Origin of the sequence: Gordonia sp. IEGM753 (genome assembly GCF_050321825.1) — a bacterium.
In the GTDB taxonomy this organism is placed as follows: domain Bacteria; phylum Pseudomonadota; class Gammaproteobacteria; order Pseudomonadales; family Pseudomonadaceae; genus Aquipseudomonas.
Genome location: NZ_JBNQGB010000004.1, coordinates 189,196 through 211,597 on the forward strand (window position 1 = coordinate 189,196; position 22,402 = coordinate 211,597).

General features: G+C 58.5%; 22 protein-coding genes. 7 read left to right on the forward strand and 15 right to left on the reverse strand.

Translation table 11 applies throughout. From position 1 onward, the window contains the following. Positions 1–44 precede the first annotated feature (44 nt). Positions 45–674 (forward strand): flavin reductase, encoded by a 630-nt coding sequence (locus ACQR3R_RS20580; RefSeq protein WP_428274772.1) that lies wholly within the window; start codon positions 45–47, stop codon positions 672–674. Here ACQR3R_RS20580 and ACQR3R_RS20585 read toward each other — a convergent pair whose 3' ends face one another. Further along, positions 675–905 (reverse strand): hypothetical protein, encoded by a 231-nt coding sequence (locus ACQR3R_RS20585; protein ID WP_428274774.1) that lies wholly within the window; start codon positions 903–905, stop codon positions 675–677. Positions 906–946: 41 nt separating this feature from the next. Further along, the gene (locus tag ACQR3R_RS20590; protein WP_428274776.1) at positions 947–1,300 is read right to left on the reverse strand and encodes an antibiotic biosynthesis monooxygenase; all 354 of its coding nucleotides are present in this window, start codon (positions 1,298–1,300) and stop codon (positions 947–949) included. A gap of 335 nt (positions 1,301–1,635) precedes the next feature. On the opposite strand from ACQR3R_RS20590, the gene ACQR3R_RS20595 reads away from it, so the two are divergent. Next, positions 1,636–2,565, forward strand: coding sequence for an AraC family transcriptional regulator N-terminal domain-containing protein (locus ACQR3R_RS20595; protein ID WP_428274777.1), 930 nt, complete (start codon positions 1,636–1,638; stop codon positions 2,563–2,565). Positions 2,566–2,998: 433 nt separating this feature from the next. Here the strand turns inward: ACQR3R_RS20595 and ACQR3R_RS20600 are convergent, their stop codons facing one another. The 6 genes from ACQR3R_RS20600 to ACQR3R_RS20625 form a co-directional block, all read right to left on the reverse strand. Further along, entirely contained in the window at positions 2,999–4,054 is a 1,056-nt protein-coding gene (locus tag ACQR3R_RS20600; RefSeq protein ID WP_428274779.1) for an ATP-binding cassette domain-containing protein, read from the reverse strand. Between the two features lie 154 nt (positions 4,055–4,208). Beyond that, positions 4,209–5,057, reverse strand: a complete 849-nt coding sequence (locus ACQR3R_RS20605; RefSeq protein ID WP_428274781.1) for an ABC transporter permease subunit — start codon at positions 5,055–5,057, stop codon at positions 4,209–4,211. Then, a complete protein-coding gene (locus ACQR3R_RS20610; protein ID WP_428274783.1) occupies positions 5,054–5,962 on the reverse strand; it encodes an ABC transporter permease subunit in 909 nt (302 codons plus the stop codon). Before ACQR3R_RS20610 ends, ACQR3R_RS20605 begins: the two co-directional genes overlap by 4 nt. A 192-nt stretch (positions 5,963–6,154) precedes the next feature. Beyond that, positions 6,155–7,258: an extracellular solute-binding protein gene (locus ACQR3R_RS20615; protein ID WP_428274785.1), complete on the reverse strand. Its 1,104-nt coding sequence runs from the start codon at positions 7,256–7,258 to the stop codon at positions 6,155–6,157. 217 nt (positions 7,259–7,475) lie between these two features. Beyond that, positions 7,476–8,924, reverse strand: a complete 1,449-nt coding sequence (locus tag ACQR3R_RS20620) for an aldehyde dehydrogenase family protein (protein ID WP_428274787.1) — start codon at positions 8,922–8,924, stop codon at positions 7,476–7,478. After that, entirely contained in the window at positions 8,921–10,558 is a 1,638-nt protein-coding gene (locus ACQR3R_RS20625; RefSeq protein WP_428274789.1) for a 5-guanidino-2-oxopentanoate decarboxylase, read from the reverse strand. Before ACQR3R_RS20625 ends, ACQR3R_RS20620 begins: the two co-directional genes overlap by 4 nt. Before the next feature lie 160 nt (positions 10,559–10,718). Here ACQR3R_RS20625 and ACQR3R_RS20630 point away from each other — a divergent pair, with 160 nt between their 5' ends. After that, positions 10,719–11,600, forward strand: coding sequence for a LysR substrate-binding domain-containing protein (locus ACQR3R_RS20630; protein ID WP_428274791.1), 882 nt, complete (start codon positions 10,719–10,721; stop codon positions 11,598–11,600). 49 nt (positions 11,601–11,649) lie between these two features. On the opposite strand, the gene ACQR3R_RS20635 is transcribed toward ACQR3R_RS20630, so the two are convergent. After that, on the reverse strand, positions 11,650–12,264 hold the full coding sequence (locus ACQR3R_RS20635; protein WP_428274793.1) for an NAD(P)H-binding protein: 615 nt from the start codon (positions 12,262–12,264) through the stop codon (positions 11,650–11,652). Between the two features lie 41 nt (positions 12,265–12,305). After that, a complete protein-coding gene (locus tag ACQR3R_RS20640) occupies positions 12,306–13,187 on the reverse strand; it encodes an MBL fold metallo-hydrolase (RefSeq protein ID WP_428274795.1) in 882 nt (293 codons plus the stop codon). Between the two features lie 113 nt (positions 13,188–13,300). Here ACQR3R_RS20640 and ACQR3R_RS20645 point away from each other — a divergent pair, with 113 nt between their 5' ends. Both ACQR3R_RS20645 and ACQR3R_RS20650 read left to right on the forward strand, forming a co-directional pair. Then, the gene (locus ACQR3R_RS20645) at positions 13,301–14,206 is read left to right on the forward strand and encodes a LysR substrate-binding domain-containing protein (RefSeq protein WP_428274797.1); all 906 of its coding nucleotides are present in this window, start codon (positions 13,301–13,303) and stop codon (positions 14,204–14,206) included. Positions 14,207–14,287: 81 nt separating this feature from the next. Continuing rightward, positions 14,288–14,464, forward strand: coding sequence for a hypothetical protein (locus tag ACQR3R_RS20650; protein ID WP_428274799.1), 177 nt, complete (start codon positions 14,288–14,290; stop codon positions 14,462–14,464). A 7-nt stretch (positions 14,465–14,471) separates the two neighbouring features. Here ACQR3R_RS20650 and ACQR3R_RS20655 read toward each other — a convergent pair whose 3' ends face one another. Then, a complete protein-coding gene (locus ACQR3R_RS20655; protein ID WP_428274801.1) occupies positions 14,472–15,368 on the reverse strand; it encodes a helix-turn-helix domain-containing protein in 897 nt (298 codons plus the stop codon). Positions 15,369–15,548: 180 nt separating this feature from the next. Between ACQR3R_RS20655 and pobA the strand changes: the two genes are divergently transcribed. Together pobA and ACQR3R_RS20665 are read left to right on the forward strand one after the other, a co-directional pair. Next, positions 15,549–16,742, forward strand: coding sequence for a 4-hydroxybenzoate 3-monooxygenase (gene pobA, locus ACQR3R_RS20660; protein WP_428274803.1), 1,194 nt, complete (start codon positions 15,549–15,551; stop codon positions 16,740–16,742). A gap of 78 nt (positions 16,743–16,820) precedes the next feature. Continuing rightward, complete coding sequence (locus ACQR3R_RS20665; RefSeq protein WP_428274805.1) at positions 16,821–18,338, forward strand: DHA2 family efflux MFS transporter permease subunit; 1,518 nt, start codon at positions 16,821–16,823, stop codon at positions 18,336–18,338. 95 nt (positions 18,339–18,433) lie between these two features. On the opposite strand, the gene ACQR3R_RS20670 is transcribed toward ACQR3R_RS20665, so the two are convergent. From ACQR3R_RS20670 to ACQR3R_RS20685, 4 genes are all read right to left on the reverse strand, one after another. After that, positions 18,434–19,282, reverse strand: a complete 849-nt coding sequence (locus tag ACQR3R_RS20670) for a cache domain-containing protein (RefSeq protein WP_428274807.1) — start codon at positions 19,280–19,282, stop codon at positions 18,434–18,436. A 91-nt stretch (positions 19,283–19,373) separates the two neighbouring features. Next, positions 19,374–20,246, reverse strand: a complete 873-nt coding sequence (locus tag ACQR3R_RS20675; RefSeq protein WP_428274809.1) for a hypothetical protein — start codon at positions 20,244–20,246, stop codon at positions 19,374–19,376. A 122-nt stretch (positions 20,247–20,368) separates the two neighbouring features. Then, positions 20,369–21,358, reverse strand: coding sequence for an NAD-dependent epimerase/dehydratase family protein (locus ACQR3R_RS20680; RefSeq protein ID WP_428274811.1), 990 nt, complete (start codon positions 21,356–21,358; stop codon positions 20,369–20,371). 54 nt (positions 21,359–21,412) lie between these two features. Further along, positions 21,413–22,306, reverse strand: a complete 894-nt coding sequence (locus tag ACQR3R_RS20685) for an ArgP/LysG family DNA-binding transcriptional regulator (protein ID WP_428274813.1) — start codon at positions 22,304–22,306, stop codon at positions 21,413–21,415. Positions 22,307–22,402: the final 96 nt, after the last annotated feature.

The following is a 22,402-nucleotide window of genomic DNA, read 5'->3' on the forward strand; positions in this document are numbered from 1 at the left end:
TATGGCCTTCTTCGCACTAAATCCCTTTTCAGGAACTGTACGCCATGGCTGATGACATCCATTTTTACGAACCTGCCAACGGCCACGGCCTGCCCCACGATCCGTTTAACGCCATCGTCGGCCCACGCCCCATCGGCTGGATTTCTTCGCAGGATGCCGAAGGCCACCTGAACCTCGCGCCCTACAGCTTTTTCAACGCGTTCAACTACATTCCGCCGATCATTGGTTTTGCCAGCGTGGGGCGTAAAGACAGCCTGAACAACATCGAGCAGACCGGTGAGTTCGCCTGGAACCTGGCAACACGGCCATTGGCCGAGCAAATGAACCAGAGCTGCGCAATGGTCGGGCCACAGGTCAATGAATTCGAGTTGTCGGGCCTCACGTCGGTCGCCTCGAAAATCATTCAGGTGCCGCGCGTCGCCGAAAGCCCGGTGTCGTTCGAGTGCAAGGTCACGCAGATTATTCAATTGCAGCGAGCTGACGGGAATGCAGTGCCGACCTGGCTGATTCTCGGCGAAGTGGTCGCCGTGCATATCGCCAAGTGGTTATTGAAGGACGGGGTATACGACACCGCCGCGGCAGAACCGATTCTGCGCGGCGGCGGCCCAGCGGATTATTTTCAGCTGGGGCCAGAGGCATTGTTCAAGATGTTCCGCCCAGGGGCGGTCAAGTGATTACCAGAGCAGGTCAGCGTTTTCTTTGACGTCTTTAAGGCGAGTCAGCTCTTTTGCAGCGGCCAGATCGGCCTCGTTGGCGGTTTTGAAGATTTGATCTTCAAGCACTTTGTGAAACCGTGGCGTCCCGGCGCCACCCAGCGCTTTGACGGCGATCGCGGCGTGGTAACCACCTTCGCCCGGTACTACAGCGGAAACAGCTTCGAAATGATCAAAGGCTTTGCGTGCCATGTCGCGGATCCTGGCTGAGTGAGAGTGGGGCCATTAAACCCTCAACCCGCCATTTTGTGTACCCACGACTGCGTGTTGCACTGTGCCTGATCGGCAGACACATCCTTGAAGGTATGAAAATCCAGGCTGTTGACGACCATTTCCTGCACCAGCTCGGCAAAAATCTGCATCGCCGGCGTGCTGAAATAAGCAGTCATGGCCTGTTGATTGATCCAGAAACCGGACACCAGCCACAACTCCGGGTCGCATTGAGAGTGCTGCAAGGCAAAGCTCAGGCAACCGGATGCATTGCGTGACGGCTCGATCAATGCGCTCAGGCGCGCGCCAAGCTCCACTGAGCGCCCGGCGCGGGCACGGACAAAAGCCATATGACTCACGGGGATCTGCGTAGACATGTTCAACTCTCCCAGGTACTCGAGTGGCAGCCGTGGGACGGGCTGCGACAGGATCAAAGGTTAAACGCGCAAATCACAGTGCGGTTAGTCGATTCCTGCTGGCTTGTTGCACAATCCTGCGACAGTGTGAAAAACCACTGTCGCTATCGTTATCCGCTGCCCTGCTCATAAAAAATCGCTTTCAAGCAAGTTTCACCTGGCCCTGACCGGTATAGAGCGACCGTTAACAAACCCCATGCAGAATCAGGCAAGCATGAGGCAGGATGTGTCTACCGCCCGCTCTTGCACAAACTTAAGCTTGGCTCATTACCAACGTCCCACCGAGGATGCCGTGCATGTCGTCACTCGATCACTTTCAAGCCCCGCTGGACGCCGACATGGAGAAACAGCGCGCGGAACTGGCGGCTATCATCCGTCGTAATACGACCGAAGATGGCACCTATGCCACAGCCATCGGCTCGCTGTGCATGTCGCGCCACAGCCAAAGCCACGACTTTGCACCGGTACTGGCGCAACCGGCGCTGTGCATCATGGCGCAGGGTCGAAAAGAGGTTCGATTGGCGGACGAGTACTTCAATTACGATCCGCTGAATTACCTGGTGGTGTCCGTCTCGATGCCACTGAGTGGGCGCGTGGTGAATGTCACCTCCGAGGAGCCCATTCTCGCGATACGGCTGGACATTGATCCGGCAGAAATAACTGCCCTGATTGCAGACGCCGGTCCGCTTGGCGTGCCCACGCGGCCCACCGGACGAGGCCTTTACGTGGAACGAATCGACACCGCGATGCTTGATGCGGTGTTGCGCCTGGCCCGCTTGCTGGACACCCCCAAAGACATCGCCATGCTCGCGCCGCTGATCCGCCGGGAGATTCTTTACCGGTTGTTGCGTAGCAAACAAGGGCATCGGCTGTATGAAATTGCCATCGCCAATAGCCAGAGCCATCGCATCAGTCAGGCGATCAAGTGGCTTAACGGCAACTATGAGCAGCCACTGCGTATTGACGATCTGGCGAAAGAAGTAAACCTCAGCGTGTCGACGCTGCATCACCGGTTCAAGGCGATGACAGCGATGAGCCCGCTGCAGTATCAGAAACAGTTGCGGTTGCAGGAGGCTCGGCGGTTGATGCTGGCCGAAGGGCTGGAGGCTTCGGCGGCTGGGTACCGCGTCGGCTATGAAAGCCCTTCGCAGTTCAGTCGCGAGTACAGCCGATTGTTTGGCGCACCGCCACTGCGAGATTTGGCGCGATTGCGGCTGACGGTTTAGTCCAACATTTGTTGTGTGGCTGATGACCCCATCGCTAGCAGGCTAGCTCCCACAGGGGTGGTGTTTGATTTGTTCCATTGGGGAGCAGTTGGCTCCCGCAGTGATTGCGTGTAATGCGATCCAATGTGGGAGGAGCTAGCGCCCACAGGGTGGTGTTTGATTGTTCCATTGGGGAGCAGTTGGCTCCCGCAGTGATTGCGTGTAATGCGATCCAATGTGGGAGGAGCTAGCTCCCACAGGGGTGGTGTTTGATTTGCTCCATTGTGGAGCTGCTGGCTCCCACAAAGGTTGCGTGTAATGCGATCCAATGTGGGAGGAGCTAGCGCCCACAGGGGTGGTGTTTGATTTGTTCCGTTGTGGAGCTGCTGGCTCCCACAAAGGTTGCGTGTAATGCGATCCAATGTGGGAGCTAGCCTGCTAGCGATTGATTCAGTCAGGCACCGAGTACCCGGCATGCCTCGGCCGGCAAGGTCACCGATACCGGGTTGCCGATGCTTAAACCAAACCCCTGACACGGTGTGCTCAGCGCCGTGAATGACACACCGGAACACTCCACCGTCGTTTCAATTGTCGCGCCGATATCGCGCACGAACGTCACTTTGCCCAACAACCGATTGCCTGCCGTAGCCTGCGGCTGCGAGAGTTGCAGGTCTTCCGGACGAATCAGCATCTTCACTTTTTCACCGACCACAATGCTGCTGCAGATCGGCACCTCCAACGCATCGCCGCCCGGCAAACCGACCTTGCCGTTGCCCAGCACGGTGGCCGGAAAAATGTTGCCCGAACCGATAAAGTCCGCAACAAACTCATTGGCTGGGTGCCGATAGATTTCAATCGGCGTGCCCACTTGCTGCACACGGTGCTCGCCCAGCACGACCACGATATCGGCCATGGTCATCGCCTCACGCTGATCGTGAGTCACCATGATGGTGGTGATGTTCAGGCGTTGTTGCAGTTGGCGGATTTCCACCTGCATCGATTCGCGCAGCTTGGCGTCCAGCGCCGACAACGGCTCATCCAGTAGCAGAATTTTCGGCCGTGCAGCAATTGCCCGGGCAATCGCCACGCGCTGGCGCTGACCACCCGAGAGCTTCGACACCGGGCGATCAATCATCTCCTGCAGTTGAATCAGTTGCAGCAACTCCACCACGCGCGCCTGTTGATCAGCCTTGCTGACGCCACGCAGTTTCAGTGGATAAGCGATGTTCTCGCCCACGGTCATGTGCGGGAACAACGCCAGCGACTGGAACACCATGCCGAAATTGCGTTGGTGCGCAGGCGTGTGGCCGATGTCTTCACCGTCCAGGCGGATCTCGCCGCCGGTCAGGGTTTCGAGGCCGGCGATCATCCGCAGCAAGGTGGTTTTACCGCAGCCCGAAGGACCGAGAAAACACACCAGTTTGCCCTCGGGCAAATGCAGGTTTACGTCTTTCACCGCACAGGCCGAGCCGTAAAATTTCTCGACGTTTTCCAGAATCAGACCAGACATGTTGCACCTCAAAAATAAGGTTCTGGCTGGAGGCCGCCGAGCGATAATCAAGCGAGGTAAACGTCTGCGAAGAAGCGAAGTTGACTGTCGTCAATGAGCATTCTGAGCAGACTTTTAACGCGGCATGATCGAGCGCAGGCCCCTCCAGGCAGAGCTAAAAGGAAACGCCACCCTCACCGACCAGCTTCTCCAACGCCCAGATCAGGACGAAGTCGATCAGCACGATCAGCACGGCAAACGAGAAAACGGTAGGGTCGAGTGAAGACACCGTACGGCTGTACATCCAGATCGGCACGGTCATGACGTCGATGGTGTAGAGGAAATAGGTCACGGTGAACTCGTTGAACGAGACGATGAACGCCAGCAGCATGCCCGCCAGAATCCCCGACTTCATCAGCGGCACCACCACATCGAAGATCGCCCGGGTCGGTGAAGCGCCGAGCATTTGCGCCGCCTCTTCCACTTCGCTGCCAATGGAAAGCATCGCCGCCGTGCAGTTCTTGACCACGAACGGCAAGGCCAGAATCACGTGAGCGATCACCAGTCTTGAAGTGGTTATCTGGAACGGCAAACTGTCGAACACCAACAGCAACGCCAGCCCCAACACCACCATCGGGAACACCAGCGGCAACGACATCAGTTGCATCGCCACGGCTTTGCCACGGAATTCGCAACGGGTCAGCACATAGGCCGCCGGCACCGCGATGATCGTCGCAAACACCATGGTCAGGCAGGCGACCATCAGGCTGGTGGTCATGGCTTTACCCAGGCTCAACACATCGCTGGAGTCGGGCGATGCAAACGTGTGCCAGGCGGCTTTGTACCATTGCAAGCTATAGCTGTTGGGCGGGAAGTCGAGGTTCGAGGCGCCGCTGAACGACATCACGATCATGGTCAGAATCGGCAACACCGCCAGCAACAGGATGAAGCCCGACACCACGCCGGCAAACTTGCCGGTTTCGCCCGGCAACAGCGAATGCCGCTTCTTGATCAGGGTGCTCATTGGGAAGCCTCCATCCTGCGCCGACGTCGGCCAGTAAAGTATTCGGACACGGTCATGATCGCGAGCGTGGTGACGATCAGCACCACACCGGCCGCCGATGCAGCGGGCCAGTTCATCAGTGGCGCGATCTGGTCATGAACCATCACTGCCAACATCGGCACGCGTCGGCCACCGAGCAACAGCGGCACGACAAAACTGCTGGCGTTGTAGGCAAACACCAACGTTGCACCGGTGATGATCCCCGGCAAACTCATCGGCAACACCACTTGGCGAAACACCTGGAAGCGGCTGGCGCCCAACGTGGCAGCGGCCTCTTCGTAAGTGCGCGCGACACCGCGCATGGCGCTGGCAATCGGCAGTACGGCCAATGGAAATGCGGTTTGCACCAAGCCCATCAATACGCCGTTCTGGTTGTAGAGCAGCATGATCGGACGCTTGATCAGGCCCAGGCCCATCAAGGCCTGGTTGAGCATGCCGCCCGGGCCCAGAATCACCAGCCAGCCGTAGCTTTGCAGCAGCAGGTTGACCAGCAACGGCAGCAGGACCGCGGCAAGGAAAATCCTTCGCACAAATGGCGACGTCAGGCGCGACATGGTGTAGGCCACCGGAATCGCCAGGACTACCGCAATCACCGCACTGATCAACGCCAGACGCAGGGTCAGCAACAGGGATTTGAGGTAGTACGGTTCCAGCAATTGAGCGTAACTGGCCAGGCTGAAACCGGTCCATTCCGCACCTTTGGTGCCCACGCTCATGCGCAGTACCAACAGGCTGGCGGCAATCAGCACGCCCAGAAACAACATCGACGGCGACAGGAAAAGCCAGGCCCGCGTCGTGGGCGAAACACCCCGCTTCGCGCGTGGCTCAGCGGGGCTGACCGAATGAGTTAAAGGTTGGTTTTCCATAGCAAAGGTCTCGTCAATGGAAAGCAGCTGACGAACACAGCCCTCAAAACCACCGCGCCCCCTGTGGGAGCGAGCCTGCTCGCGAAAGCGGTGTGTCAGCCACATAAATACCGAATGTGCCGACGCATTCGCGAGCAGGCTCGCTCCCACAGGGGATCTTCAGTGATTGAGGGACCTGTGCTCGTCACTCGATCAGGAAGAAAAGATTTCCGTGTAGCGACGAATCCATTGGTCATGCACGGTGGCCAGGAAGGCGTTGTCGTGCATGATCGCCTTCTCGGCAATTTGCTCCGGCGTGAGGATGTACGGGCTCTTGCGCGCTTCGGCAGAGATGATTGCCTTGGCATTGACCGGACCGTTGTAGATGTCCTCAGCCATCTTGCCCTGCACCAGCGGGTCCAGAGAATGGTTGATGAACGCGTACGCCAGATCGGTATCGCCCGGGCGATTCTTCGGCATCACCGACAGCATCAGGTCGGTGTAAAAACCTTCCTTCATGCCAAACGTAGCGCCCAAGCCGTATGCCGGGTCGCGAATCTGTTTCGGGAAAAACGCCGGCGCATAAAGGCCGCCCATGTCCAGCGAACCGGTACGGAACAGCTCCGCAATCTGGTTCGGGTTTTCGCCAAGGGTCACTACGCGGTCTTTCAGTTCGGCGAGTTTTTTGAAGCCCGGCTCGATGTTGTGTTCGTCGCCGCCGGCCAGTTTCGCGGCGATGATGATCAGGTCCATGGCCTCGGTCCAGTTCGGCGGCGGCAGGAAGATATTCGGCGACAGTTCCGCATCCCACAGCGCGGCATAGCTGTCCGGCGCCTCTTTGATGGTGCGGGTGCTGTAGACCAAGCTGTTGCACCACAACAGGTAACCAATGCCGTGGCCATTGGCACCGGTACGGTATTTTTCCGGCACATCGACCAGGTTCGGAATGCGGTTGAGGTCAGGTTTTTCCAGGAGATTGGCGGCGGCCAGACCTTCAGCGCCGACACCAGCCAAGGTGATGATGTCGTACTGTGCACGATCACCGCCGGCCTTGAGTTTGGCGACCATTTCCGAGGTGCTGCCGGTGCGGTCAGCGATGACCTTGACCCCGTATTTGTCCTCGAACGTCGCCGCAATATTGCGCAGTGCTGCAAGTCCGGTGTCATCCGACCAGGTCAACAGGCGCAGGGTCTTGCCCTGAAAACGTGTGTCGCTGGCGTTGGCCCGGATGAAGGGCATGCTCATGGCTGCCGCCGCTACCGACGCTACACCCACTGTTTTGATGAATTGACGCCTGTTCAGATCATGTTCGCCCATGAAGGACTCCCTTTGTTTTTGTAGGTATAAGGCAGGTCGAAAAGGTTGCATCCGCACAACTGGATAAGCGTTAGCCTCTCTATTTCCGGGGGCTTGGCTGAACCAGCGAGTTCATCCTGAGGTTGTGTAAAACCGCTGACTATCGATAAAAACTCATTGAAGCCATGACGCCAGTGCATGCCTCATCGCGAGGCATGCACTGACCCTTTTCGAGCCGTCAGAGCGCTCGAATCACGTGTTTGATTTCCTGGAAAGCCTGCAAACCCCACGGCCCCAACTCACGGCCAAGGCTGCTCTGCTTGTAGCCACCCCAAGCGGTCTGCGGGAAGATCACTTGCGGAGCGTTAATCCACACCAACCCCGCTTGCAACGCATTGGCGACCCGATCAGCGGCTTGCGCATCGCGGGTGACAACGCTGGCGACCAGGCCAAACTGGCTGTCGTTGGCCAAGGCAATAGCCTCGTCTTCGCTGGCAAACGTGCGCACACAAATCACCGGGCCAAAAATCTCATCGCGCCACAACGCACTGCCCTGGGGCACTTCGGTGAAGATCGTCGGCTGCAAATAATAACCGCGCGGCAGGTGCGCCGGGCGATTGCCGCCACAGATCAACTTGGCGCCGTCATTCAAACCGCGATCAATGTGGCCCAGCACTCGCTGGTATTGCGCTTGATTGACCAGCGCGCCCATTTCCACTTCCGGGTCAAACGGATCAGCCACCCGAATCGCCTCGGCCCGGGCCTTGAGGCGCACCAGGAACTCGTCCGCTAACGCTTGCGCAACCAACACACGGCTGGTGGCCGAACACATCTGGCCGGCGTTGAAAAACCCGCCACCACAGGCGACTTCAACGGCCAGTTCAATATCAGCGTCAGCCAACACCAGCAGCGAAGATTTGCCGCCCAGTTCCAGGCTTACACCCTTGACCGTTTCTGCCGCGCGCTGCATCACCTGCACACCCACCGCATTGCTGCCGGTAAACGAGATCTTGGCGATGCGCGGGTCGGCCGACATCGGCGCACCCACTGCCAGGCCCGTGCCGCAGACCAGGTTGAACACGCCTTTGGGCAAACCGGCGTCGGCAATGATGGCCGCCAGTTCCAGCTCTGGCAGTGGTGTCACCTCGGACGGTTTAAGCACCACGCAGCACCCCGCAGCCAAGGCTGGGGCAAGCTTCCAGGCGGTAGTGACCATCGGGAAATTCCACGGCACGATCAGGCCGACCACACCGCATGGCTCCCGGCGCAGGCGAGCGCTGAAGTCATCGGTCGGCAACTCGACGTTGCTGTCTTGCCGCGCATCGAGGCCTTCGGCCAAGCCTGCGTAATATTCGAACGTGGCAATCACGTCGTCGACGTCGATAGCCGCCTCGAACAGCGGCTTGCCATTGTTGCTCGACTGCACATGCATCAGTTGTTCGCGACCCGCCTGCACGCCCGCCGCGATCTTGCGCAGGATAGCGCCACGCTCGGCGCCGGTGGTTTGCGACCAGGCCTTGAACGCGTTAGAGGCAGCACTGATAGCGTGATCGACAGCCTGTTCATCACCCCCATTGACTGTCGTCAACAAGGCTTCGGTCGCGGGGTTGATCACGCGCAGGTGTTGTGTGCCGCCGGACCATTGGCCATCGATGTACAGCCCATCGAGTGTCGTCGGAAAACTCATTTCGACACCGCCTTCATCCACTCAGCCTGATCGATTTCAATCAGGGTCGGGCCCTGCCGGTCGGTGGCTGCACGCAATGCAATGCGCAAGGCATCGATGCCTGCGACCGCTTCGGCTGCACACCCCAGCGCCTTGGCGACGCCGATGAAATCCGGGGTATAGATGTCGACGCCAACCGGTTCGATGGCGCGGTTGACCATGTATTTCTTGATCTCTTCGTAGCCCTGGTTGTTCCACAACAGCACAATCACCGGCGTTCTTGCCTCAACGGCACTGGCCAGTTCCGGCAAGGTGAATTGCAGGCCACCGTCACCGATCAGACACACCACTGGCGGTCGCGTGCCATGCTCGGCGCTGCCGCCAAGCCAGGCGCCGATCGCTGCCGGCAAGGCGTAGCCGAGGGTGCCGTAACCGGTTGATGAATTGAACCAGCGACGCGGACGCTCCGGGTTGAACGTCAGGTTGCCGGTGTACACCGGCTGGGTCGAATCACCGACAAACACCGCGTTCGGTAATTCGTGCAACACGGTCTCCAGAAAACACGTCTGGGCCAGCGTCGGGGCATCCCAGGTGGCGGCGAGGTCTTCACGCAAACGTGCGGCGCGAACCTGCCCCCAATCGTTGCGGCGCTCGGCCAGCGTGTGATGGGACAATTGGTTCAACATGGCTCGGGCGGCATTGCGCGAATCGGACACCAACGCCACGTGTGGCGGGTAGTTGCGCACAGTTTGATCCGGGTCGATGTCGACACGCAGCAGCGCGCCAGGAATCTCGAAACCACCCGCGAAGGTAATGTCGTAGTCAGTCTCGGCAAGCTCAGTGCCGATCGCCAGTACCACGTCGGCCTCAGCCACCAAGGCACGGGTCGCGACCAGGCTTTGGGTGGAACCGATCAACAATGGGTGGCCGGATTCCAGCATGCCTTTGGCGTTGATGGTCAGGGCGACAGGCGCATCCAGCAGTTCCGCGAGTTCGGTCAATTCCGCCGCTGCGTCGATGGCGCCACCACCGGCGAGAATCAACGGACGTTTGGCACCGGCCAGCAGCGCGGTCATGCGGCTGACAGCCGTTGGCGAGGCACCGGCGCGATCAATATTGACCGGAACGCTGGATAGCAGCTCATCGGCGTCTTCGACCAATACGTCCAGCGGAATTTCGATATGAACAGGACGCGGACGACCCGCCTGGAACAACGCGAAAGCTCGCGCCAGTACGCCCGGCAACTCAGCGGCCGACATCAACGTGTGGGAGAACGCCGCCACGCCAGCGACCAAAGCGCTTTGGTTCGGCAGTTCATGCAGCTTGCCGCGACCGCCACCCAATTGGCTGCGCGATTGCACGCTGGAGATCACCAGCATCGGGATCGAGTCGGCGTACGCCTGGCCCATCGCCGTGGTGATGTTGGTCATGCCAGGGCCGGTGATAATGAAGCACACACCCGGTTTGCCGCTGGTGCGTGCATATCCGTCGGCCATGAAACCGGCACCCTGTTCGTGACGCGGTGTGACATGGTTGATGCTCGAACGGGCCAGGCCGCGATACAGCTCCACGGTGTGAACGCCGGGAATGCCGAACACCTGCTCAACCCCGTAATTTTCGAGTAACTTGACCAATACTTCGCCGCACGTCGCCATGTGTTTTGCCCTTCTTGTTCGTTTGAGACGCCGGGCCTGCGCCGTGTTTATGATGAGTGGGCAGGTCCAGGGATGGCCTCATTGGAACGGGCGACACGTAGCCGCAACAATGGATAAAAAGTCATACTAGCCATGTCCTCACGTCATACCTTGGATCTCCATGAAACGACTGCCTCCCTTGCCGGCGTTGCACACCTTTCTGATTACCGCGCAGTGCTGCAACTTCACGCGGGCCGCCGAACAGCTGCACATTACCCAAGGCGCGGTGAGTCGGCAGATTGCCGGGCTGGAAGATCATCTGGGTTATGAGCTGTTCATTCGCCAGGCCCGCGGCCTCGACCTGACCGCTGAGGGACGCGAGTGGCTTCCGCGCGTGCAGCAGATTTTCGGTTTGATCGACGAGGCGGTGGAGCAGATCGGCGAGAAGCGCGAAACCTTGCAGCTCAAGGCCCCGACGTGCGTCATGCGCTGGTTGCTGCCACGCCTGCTGCAGTGGCAAAGGGAACGCCCGGACGTGCCGGTAGAGCTGACCACCACGGTCAAGCACGGCGTGGATTTTCATCGAGAACAGTTCGATGCGGCGGTGATGTACGGCCCGCCACCAGACAGCGCACTCGCCTCTTTTCACCTGTTCGATGAACAACTGACGCCGGTCTGTTCCAGGCCGCTGCTTGAAGGTTCGGTACCGCTGTCGACGCCGGATGACTTGCAACAACATCTGCTGCTGCACCCGACCCGCGACGAACGTGACTGGAAGGCCTGGCTGAAAACCGCTGATGTGCGCTTGAGCAATGTGAGCAAGGGTCAGCATTTCGAAACGCTGGACCTGGCGATGTCGATGGCGTCCCAAGGGACAGGCGTGGCGATTGGGGACTGGTCGTTGATTGGCGATGATTTGAGCGCGGGACGACTGGTGATGCCGTTCGAATTGAAGGTGAAAACCGGATTGGGGTACTACCTTGTGTTGCCGGAAAAACCCGCGCCCTCGCCACGATTGCGTGAGCTGATGGGATGGCTGGTGCAGCAAGCCCAATCACGTTAAGCCTCAACGCTTTGCGCTACACCAGCACTCCCACAATTGCCCGGTGTGTTCAATACCCGACGGTAAACCGCTGCCGGGAGTGTGTCGGGGTTTCGACTTCATCAATCAGCGCGATTGCATAATCGGCGAATGTGATCCAGCTGCGCCCTTCACGGCTCACCAGCAAATCGTCCTTGCCGACCCGGAATGTGCCCGTGCGCTCACCTTCGACAAACTCGGCGGACGGCGACAAAAACGTCCAGTCCAGATCCTTTTCCTGACGCAGGTTTTCAAGAAACACAGCACCGGCACTCGCCTCGGCTTTGTAGGCCTCAGGAAAACCCGCGCTATCAATCACCCGAGTGCCGTCCGGCAGCAACAACGAACCGGCACCGCCCACGACGAGCAGACGTTTCACTCCAGCCTTTTTGACAGGACCGACAACGGCACTGGCCGGCAGGGTCGCGAAGTGTGCAGCGCTGATCACAACATCGTGACCCGCAACCGCCGTTTGCAGAGCATCGGCATCAAGGGCATCGACATTGCGCGTCACGACGCCGGCACGCTGGCCAATTTTCGATGTGTCGCGGGCGATGGCGGTAACGCTGTGACCGCGACGCAGGGCCTCTTCCAGCAGTTGGCTGCCAGCACGACCGGTGGCACCAATAATTGCAATCTTGCTCATGACGTTCTCCCGTGTGGATCAGTGTGAGTGGGTGAATCGGGTTACCACTTCATCTCGCCCTTGGCGACTTTCGCGCTCAACTCAAGGGAGCTTTCCTCACCCAGTGTCGGGTAGCGCTTTTTCATCGCGGCAATCAGCGCTGCCGAGTCCTTGGCCTTGGCGGTTTCTTCGTCGAAAGCCTTGATGTAATCGGCCGTGAACTTCACGGCCGCCATCGAGCGGGCGCTTTCACCCAGGTAGTGACCCGGCACGACCGTTTTCGGTTTCAGGGTTTCGATGGAATGCAGCGTAGCCAACCAATCGGCATGCGACTGCGAGGTTTGAGTGTCGGCCATCCAGACATGGATGTTTTCGGCGACGATCACACCACCGACTACCGCCTTGATCGAGGGGATCCACACGAAACTGCGGTCCGGCTGTTTGCCCTCAAGGCCCACCACCTGCAATTTCTGCCCTTCCAGCATCAGGCTGTCACCCTTGAGCACCTGCGGCACGATGGTTTTTGCAGGCACATCGGCACCCATTTTCGGGCCCCAGTACGCCAGTTTGCCGTCGACCGTTTGCTTGATGTGATCCACGGTCGGCTGCGAGGCCAACACTTTGGCGTTGGGGAATGCACGGGTCAGCGTGTCGAGGCCAAAGTAATAATCCGGGTCACCGTGGCTGATGTAGATGGTGGTCAATTGCTTGCCACTGTCGCGAATTTTCTTCACGACGTTTTCAGCCTGGGACTTGCCGAATTGCGCATCGATCAGAATCGCCTCTTTCTGGCCACTGACCAACACCGAACTCACAGGAAAAGTCGCCTGGTCCCCCGGGTTGTAAACGTCCAGGGTCAAGTTCGACGCCGCCGCTGCGTGGGCTGCGAAACCAAGCGCTGCGGTCGCCAGCAAAATACGTTTAAGCGAAGTGAAGCCGATCATCTATTGCTCCGTAATCCAAATGCCGCAATGGCGATGGCACACAGCTTAGTTGCGCGACTCAGTACAAAAAATGCGATGCTGGAACATAGTTTGTTTCTGAAATCGGGCAAATCATGGATCGTTTACAAGCAATGCGCGTCTTCGTAGCGGTGGTCGACCTGGGTAGCCAGTCCGCTGCGGCTGATCATCTGGACCTTTCGCGTCCCGTTGTTTCGCGTTATCTGGCGGAACTGGAAGACTGGGTCGGCGCCAGGTTGATGCACCGCACCACGCGTAAATTAAGCCTGACGGCTGCAGGCATGGAAGTATTGCCGCGTTGCCGGTCGATGCTCGACCTGGCCGGCGACATGCAAACCGCTGTCAGTGAGCCCGACGATGCACCGCGCGGCCTGCTGCGAATCAGTGTCAGTACGTCGTTCGGCCAGGCGCAACTGGCGGACGCCATTGCTGTTTATGTCAAACGCTACCCCGGCGTCACCATTGACCTGCAGATGCTCGACCGCACGGTAAATCTGGTGGATGAGCGTATCGATCTGGCCATCCGTACCAGCAACGATCTGGACCCGAACCTGATCGCTCGTCGGCTGACAGTCTGTCGTTCGGTGATCTGCGCGTCCCACGCCTATCTGGATGAGCACCCGGCGCCGCAGCGGGTAGAAGATCTGGCACAGCACAATTGCCTTACCCACTCCTACTTTGGCAAAAGTCTTTGGCATTTCGAGCAGGACGGCGAACAGGTGTCAGTGCCGGTGCAGGGCAATATCACTGCCAACGAAGCCAGTACGCTGCTGCGCGCAACCATGGCGGGGGCCGGGGTGGCGATGTTGCCGAGCTATCAGGCCGGCGTGCACATTCACAGCGGGGAGTTGGTGCGCCTGCTGCCGGACGCCGAGCCCCGGCAGATGAGTGTGTACGCGGTCTATGCCTCACGCAAACATATGCCGGCCACGTTGCGCAGCCTGCTGGATTTTTTGGTGCTGCGGTTTCCGCAAGAGCCGGACTGGGATAAAGGCCTGTAAACACCGCGCGCCTACCCAACTCTCCAACACTGACCTATGCTGAAGGTAATACCGAAGAGTATTCGTTCAGAGGTCAACGCCATGAACATCAAAACAAGAAGGTACCTCGCCATTTTCATCACCTGTGCAGCGACGATGGCGCTGTACGGCACTGCCGCCTGGCGTGTTGAACAATTGCGACAACTGCCCCGTGAATACGCGAGCTGTAACTTCGAGCGCTGCATGCCCCACAACGGAACACTCAACGCCCTTCGCTAACGCGCAGTCAGGCGTGGTGATCTTGATCGGCCTTCAAACGGTCGCGAAACGCCTTGGGCGAAATGCCTACCCGGCGCCGGAACAGGCGTGTGAAATTGGTCGGGTCTGAAAATCCCAGCATGTCGGACATTTCATAAATGGTCATGCTGGTGTAGGTCAGCAGTCGCTTGGCCTCCAGCAACTGACGCTCATGCATGATCTGCAATGCCGGTTGCCCTGCCAGTTCACGGCACGTGCCATTGAGGTGGGATACCGAGATCCCCAGGCGATGGGCCAGGTCTTCGACCTTCACATGCTGGCGATAGGTTTCCTCTACCAATTGAATAAAACCATTGAGGTATTCCCGCGCCCGCTGCGGACGCTGGCTGGCTGTGCGGCGTTGCAGCGCCTGTCGGCTGGTCCACACCATGATCACGCTGACCAGCGAATGCATCAGCATTTCCCGGGCAGGCTGATGGCCGGTGTACTCCTCCTGCAGCGCGCAAAACAGGCTGTTGAGGTATTCACCATCCTTGCCCGCCGGGTAGCTTTCGGCCTGAGCCAACGCATTCATCGCGCTGCCCAATTGAGCCTGCAGGTGAGCAACCAACGGCGCAGCCAATGTCACCACAAACCCTTCGATGTCTTCGGAAAACCGAAAACCGTGCACCGATAACGGCGGCAGGATCTGGATCGCCGGTTCAGTCAGTTGAGTTCGTTTGCCTTCGATTTCAAGCTCTGCCTGACCTTTGAATACGAAGAGCAACTGACACAGATCAGCGTGGCGATGGGGTTTGATTTCCCAATGATGCTCACGACTGCGTTTGGAAATGGTTTCACAGTGCAGCAAATCCGGAGTCGGCCAGTCCAGGCTTTCACCATAGAGTTTGAATACGGGTATCGAAGGCAGAGCAGGCTTGTTCATAACTTCAATCCAGGCCTCGGGGTGGTGACGGGCGATAATCGCACCGATTGGCAGAATGTACAGGTATCGGCTCAGTTTTCACCTTCAATTGACAGACCCGCAAGTGAAAAATGCAAGCACTCGATCCATAAAAATCATTCACCGGCGTGAGTCGCGTGAAGCTTGCGAGTCATAAAAACAATGAAAACGCTGAAAACCCAAGTCGCCATTATTGGTGCCGGTCCGTCCGGATTATTGCTCGGCCAATTGCTGCACAACGCCGGCATCGACACCCTCATCCTTGAACGCCAGACACCTGAGTATGTACTCGGGCGAATTCGTGCGGGCGTCCTTGAACAGGGCATGGTAGAGCTGCTGCGTCAGGCCGGGGCAGGTCAGCGGATGGATGCCGAAGGGCTGGTGCACGGCGGGTTCGAACTGGCCCTGGATGGGCGCCAGGTGCACATTGACCTGCAACAACTGACGGGCGGCAAAACCGTCATGATTTATGGTCAGACAGAAGTCACCCGAGACCTGATGGCCGCCCGTCGGGAGGCCGGTGCGCCCACCATTTACCAGGCCTGCAACGTTGCGCCCCACGGTATGAAAACCGATGAGGCCTGTGTCACGTTCGAAAAGGACGGTGAGCTGTATCGCCTGGACTGCGATTACATTGCCGGTTGCGACGGTTTTCATGGCGTGGCGCGACAGTCGATTCCCGCCGACTGTTTGAAGGTATTCGAACGGGTGTATCCGTTCGGTTGGCTCGGTATTCTCGCCGACACCCCACCCGTCCACGAAGAGCTGGTTTACGCCCGCCACGAACGTGGCTTTGCGCTGTGCAGCATGCGTTCGGCAACCCGCACCCGTTATTACCTGCAAGTGGCGGCCGACGAAAAAGTCGAGGAATGGTCTGATCTGCGTTTCTGGGATGAACTCAAAGCACGCCTGCCGTCGACACTGGCCGCCTCGCTGGTAACCGGGCCATCCATAGAGAAAAGCATCGCACCGCTGCGAAGTTTTGTGGTGGAGCCGATGCAATACGGGCGCATGTTTTTGGTCGGCGATGCCGCCCATATTGTGCCGCCCACCGGCGCCAAGGGTTTGAACCTGGCGGCCAGCGACGTCAGTACGCTATTCAATATCCTGCTGAAGGTTTACCGCGACGGGCGCATCGACCTACTGACTAAATACTCCGAAATCTGCCTGCGCCGCGTATGGAAAGCCGAGCGGTTTTCCTGGTGGATGACGTCGATGCTGCATCGTTTTGACGACCAGGACGCGTTCAGTCAGCGCATCACCGAATCAGAACTTGGGTACTTTGTCGACTCCGAGGCCGGTCGAAAAACTATTGCAGAAAATTACGTCGGACTCCCGTACGAGGCTATCGAATAGCCTGCTACCGACTTACACTGGCAAGCATCCCGCTGGCCCTGCCGCTTGCGGGCCCTTCATTGCCCGCAGGTTTTACTCGTGACCAATCTCAAGCAGCCTGAAACCCCCAAACCTGCGATTCGCAGCGTGTTACTCGCCTTGATGCTGGCGATTTTTCTGGGGGCACTCGACCAGACAATTGTCGCGGTATCGATGCCGGCTATCTCCGCCCAATTCAAAGACCTCAGCCTGCTGGCCTGGGTGATTTCCGGCTACATGGTAGCGATGACGGTAGCGGTGCCGATCTACGGAAAACTGGGCGATTTGTATGGTCGTCGCAAGTTGATGCTATTCGGCATGGGATTGTTCACGGCTGCCTCTTTATTTTGCGGCATGGCGCAAAACATGGAGCAATTGGTACTGGCGCGAATTCTTCAGGGCATTGGTGCCGGCGGCATGATTTCGGTCAGCCAGGCGATCATCGGCGACATCGTGCCGCCTCGCGAACGTGGTCGATATCAAGGCTATTTCAGCAGCATGTATGCGGTGGCCAGCGTCGCAGGCCCGGTGCTCGGCGGGTACATGACCGAATACCTGTCCTGGCGTTGGGTGTTCCTGATCAACCTGCCGTTGGGGCTGGGTGCGTGGCTGGTGGCCCATCACACGCTGGTAGGTCTGCCCGTGCCACAACGCAAACCGGTGATCGATTACCTCGGCACCGTGCTGATGATCATCGGTTTGACGGCTCTGCTGCTGGGCATCACCCAGGTCGGCCAAGGGCACGCCTGGCGCAGCGCGGAAGTGATGGGCCTGCTGGGTTGCTCCGTCGTGGTCCTGGGGATTTTCGTCTGGCATGAACACCGCTCGCGGGAACCTTTGCTGCCCATGCATTTGTTCGCCAACCGCAGCGCAATTTATTGCTGGTGCACGATTTTCTTTACCAGTTTCCAGGCCATCTCACTGATTGTGCTGATGCCTTTGCGCTTCCAGAGTGTTACCGGGGCCGGGGCCGACAGCGCTGCGTTGCACTTGTTGCCGCTGGCCATCGGTTTGCCGATCGGTGCTTATTTTGCCGGACGCCGGACGTCGGTGACCGGCCGCTATAAACCGATGATATTGACCGGCGCTGTGCTGATGCCAATCTCCATTCTGGGCATGGCCTTCAGTCCGCCTGAGGCGACAGTTTGGAGCGGCCTTTTCATGTTGCTCTCCGGCATCGCGGGCGGGATGCAGTTCCCGACGTCTTTGGTCGGTACACAGAACTCGGTACATCAGCGCGACATTGGCGTCGCAACCAGTACCACTAACCTGTTTCGCTCGCTGGGAGGCGCCGTGGGTGTGGCGTTGATGTCGGCGTTATTGTTGGCGTTGCTGCAGGATTCTAGTTTCGCCCACCTTGCCGATTCTTCGATGATCGCTGAGGGCAGTTCGGGGAATGTCTTGCTCGATGGCCTGAACGCCGCGCCGGGGGATGCACGCAATGCGTTACGCGCGGAGCTGTTGCTGACGTTCAGGCATCTGCTGCTGGTCAGTGCGGCAGTGTCGCTATTAGGGCTGGCCGCAGCGATAGCGATGCCGAACATGCTGCTGCGTGGGCGTGAGGACAAGGCTCAATAATCTTTTGCAGGAACCTGGCTTACCAGCGATGGCGAGATTGAAAACGTCATCGCCGGCAAGCCGTACGCCTACAGAGGTGGGCAGTCACTGCAACATCATGGGCTGTAATAACCCACAGCCACCAGGAAATGCCCGACCTTCTTCAAGTAGGCATGTTTGGATTCAACCTTGCCAGTCACCGGGTTTTTCCAGCGGTATTGGTATTCGCCGTGATCCTGTTTGGCGATCAACGCCAGGATCGGCTCACCCACCGGATTGCCTTCCGGGTCTTTTATCTTGCTGAAATCGGTGTTGATCAATCTGAGGTTGGTGCCGTGCGCAACGTATCGCTGGGTGTCCAGGTCGACGACAAACACATAAAGGTCATCCTGCAAGTACCCCCCCTTGAGCGAGTTGATCGCGGCCAGGGTGCCCTTCTCGTCCTTGGTCAAATCTTGTGCAGCTTTATTCAGCAAGGCCATCGCCTGTTCCGCTGAGGCTCGTGGCAAGTAGTAGCCGACTGCCAGAATCCGTTCGCCGATGCGTTGATAGAACACGTGTTTGCGTTCTTCCTTGCCATCGGCCCAGTTCTGCCAGCGGTACTCGGCTTGTTGAATACCGTTGCCTTCGGGCACTTTCAAGGCGTCCTTGAAGGCTTTTTGCAAGTCAGGCCCGAGCGTGTCGGAGACATCGCGACCAATCAACGCTGAGGACGGGCCGCCACTGGCGAGCATGACGCCTTTGGTGTCGACCACGAAGACGTAGCGATCCTTGTCGACAAATTCGCCTTGGCGGCTGAACGCAGCGAAGGCCTTGTCGCCGTTTTGGTGGTAGTAAGCCAGGGCTTTTTCCAGCAGGGCTTTGGCGGCCTGGCTGTCGTCTTTTTCTGTGGTGGCGGCTTGCGCTTGGCCTATGCAGAGTAGAAGCAGGGTGCCAAGCAGGGCTAATCGTTGCAGTAACGCCATTACGCATTCCTCGGTCTTTAGTGTTTTGAGAGCGTAGACGGGAATGCGTTGGTTTTGGGGCTGATTGCGTTGTGTTGGCGGCCTCCCAAACCTACTGCCGGGCGCTCAGTTGTTGTTGCAGGTTCTGGATCTGTGCTTGCAGGGTGTTGATGTTGCGAGTGACTTGGCCACGGAACGCGTCGAATTCGGCGGTGTTTCCGCCCTGAGCGGCTGTCGGGCGGTTGTCCTGCTGGCTTTTGAGCACGATCATGTCTTGCTCCAGGCGCTCGACAGCAGCACTCGGATTGCCTTGTTTTTTCAATGCCACGATGTCGGCGCCCAGGCTCTTGAGTTGTGCGTCGAACTTGCTGGTGTCCGATGAGGCGCTTTTCACTGTGGCCAATTCGCCGCTCAAGGCTTTGACTTGAGCCTGCAACTGGCTGTTGGCGCTTTGTTGCTCGGTTGCCTGCGCGGTGATTTGTGCCAGGCGTTTGTCCAGATCGGTAGTTTGCGCCGTCATCTGCGCCAGACGTTTATCCAGGTCGCTGGTTTGGCCTACCACGCCTTGCTGCTGTGCGCTTTGATCCTGCAGTTTGCTTTCCAGCTGCTTGATTTGCAGCTTCAAGGCCTCACTGTCGCTGTTGACGTTGGACTGGCTGGCGACGACCTTGCCGGAAATATCCTGCAAACGCCCCGCCGCTTCTTCGCTGATACGCGCAAAGCTTTCCTGGGTCGCGACCAATTGCTGCTCCATCAGCGATATCTGCTGGAAGCTCCACCATGCCAAGCCTGCGAACGCAAAAAACAACGCACCGACCAACGCCCAGAGCGGTCCGGTGCTGGCGCTTTTGACATTGACTACCGGGGCTGTCCGCGAATGCACAGAGGTGCGCGCAGTGGGCACAAAGTCATCGTGGTCGAGGCTGTCGGCACGCAGGCTTGGTACATCGTCGAAGTCATCGTTGGCATCGTTACGCATGGACATTGAGTCAACCTTTGTAGAACGGGGTGATGGCGTGATGCGGCGCAGTATAAACCCCACTGCCGCACCGATTGACCCTGAACCCTCAACTCGGTTCAGCGCCGGGGCCGCTGCTCGGGCAATCGTTACATATCCTGCGCCTTCCACCAGCCACAGAATTCATCGAGGGCCGTCCACAGACTGACCTTTGGATCGTAATCCAGATAATGCCGGGCGCGACTGATGTCCAGGGTGAAATTTTTGTTCATTACCTGCATGCCTAACCGCGACAGGGTCGGCTCCGGGCGGCCCGGCCACAATTTGCAAGCACCTTCATTGAGCGCGGCGACGGTGTAGGCCAAACCGTAGGAACGGTAGCGGGTTACCTGTGGGACTTCCATCTTGCGCATTACATAATTGACCACGTCCCACAATGGAACCGGCGCACCATTGCTGATGTTGTAAACCTTGCCCAGCGCCGACCCCGAGGCCAGCAAACTGCTGAGCAATGCCTCATTGAGGTTTTGCATGCTGGTGAAATCGACGGTGTTCAGGCCATTGCCGACAATCGCCAACCGTCCTTTGCGCTGCATTTTCAGCAGGCGCGGAAAAATGCTCATGTCACCGGCGCCCGTGACAAAACGTGGGCGCAGGGCCAAGGTTTCGAGACCGAACTCCTGGGCACCGAAGACCTTTTGCTCGGCCAGAAACTTGGTGGCGGCATAAGGGTGCCTGATGCGTTTGGGCACCTGTTCTTCAGTCAAACCCAAGTGATCGCGGCCATCGAAATAAACCGAAGGTGATGACAAGTGCACCAACCGCCGAACGCGCTGCTTCAGGCAGGCTTCGACGATGTTTTCGGTGACCTGGACATTGCCCTGATGAAAGTCCTGGTAACGTCCCCACAACCCGACCGCACCGGCGCAATGGACCACGGCTTCGACGTCTGAACACAGGTCGCGCGCCAGTTGCGCATCACTCAAATCGCCCTGAACGAACTTCGCGCCACGGCGCACAAGGTGTTCGACGCTTTCAGCCCGGCGACCGTTGACCCGCACATCCAGGCCTTGCTCCAGCGCAAAACGCGCAAAGCGTCCGCCGATGAAGCCGCTTGCGCCGGTAACCAGAATTTTCATTTAGAGCTCCGATGTCTTTCGTTTTGCGTAATGCGTGAGTCTTGACGCTGCCCATCAGTCCAACGGCACCAGCCATTGCCTGGACGAGCGCACCAATTGATCGGTCAGTAACCCCAGTAACTGACCGCCATTGCGCCAATGATGCCAGTACAGCGGCACATCGATCGGCTTATCTGGCAAAAGCTCGAGCAATATCCCGCGTTCCAGCTGCTCACGCACTTGCAGTTCCGGCACCAGGCCCCAACCAAGTCCCGCCTCGGTCAGACGAATAAAACCTTCAGACGATGGGCATAAATGATGTTCGAAACCGCCGTCGACGCCGAGGGATGCGAGGTAGCGATGCTGCAGGAAATCGTCCGGCCCGAACACCAGCGCCGGCGTTCGGGCCAACTGATCGGCACGCACGCCTTGCGGAAAATGTCGGGCAATAAACGCAGGGCTGGCCAATGCCCGATAACGCATCGCCCCAAGAAGCACACTCCGTGCGCCCGCGACCGGACGTTCACTGGCGCAGACACACGCAGCGACTTCGCCGGCACGCATGCGTTTGAGGCCGACTGTCTGGTCTTCAACCACCATATCCAGCAGCAAGTGTTGCTCTGCGCAGAAAGCGCCGACCGCCTCTGCCCACCAAGTGGCCAGGCTGTCGGCATTCAGCGCGATGCGCAGCCGTTCGGGCAGGCCCTCTTCGTCCAGCGCCGGCACTAGCGTTTGCAAATCCCGCTCAAGCAAACGCACTTGCTGCACATGGTTGAGCAGTCGCCGGCCAATTTCGGTCGGCGCCGGCGGCGTCACACGCACCAAAACCGGTTGCCCCACACGCGCTTCGAGCAATTTGATGCGCTGCGAAATCGCCGATTGCGACAAGCCCAGCACCTGTGCGGCGCGTTCGAAACCGGCCTGCTCGACGACAGCGGCCAAGGCAGACAGTAATTTATAGTCGAACATCAGTTTTCCTAATGAGCGATCAGCATGATTGGTTTTTCTTATACCGCTTCTGCACGGAGAATGGCCAGCAAGAACTCTTGAACAAGGAACACCGAC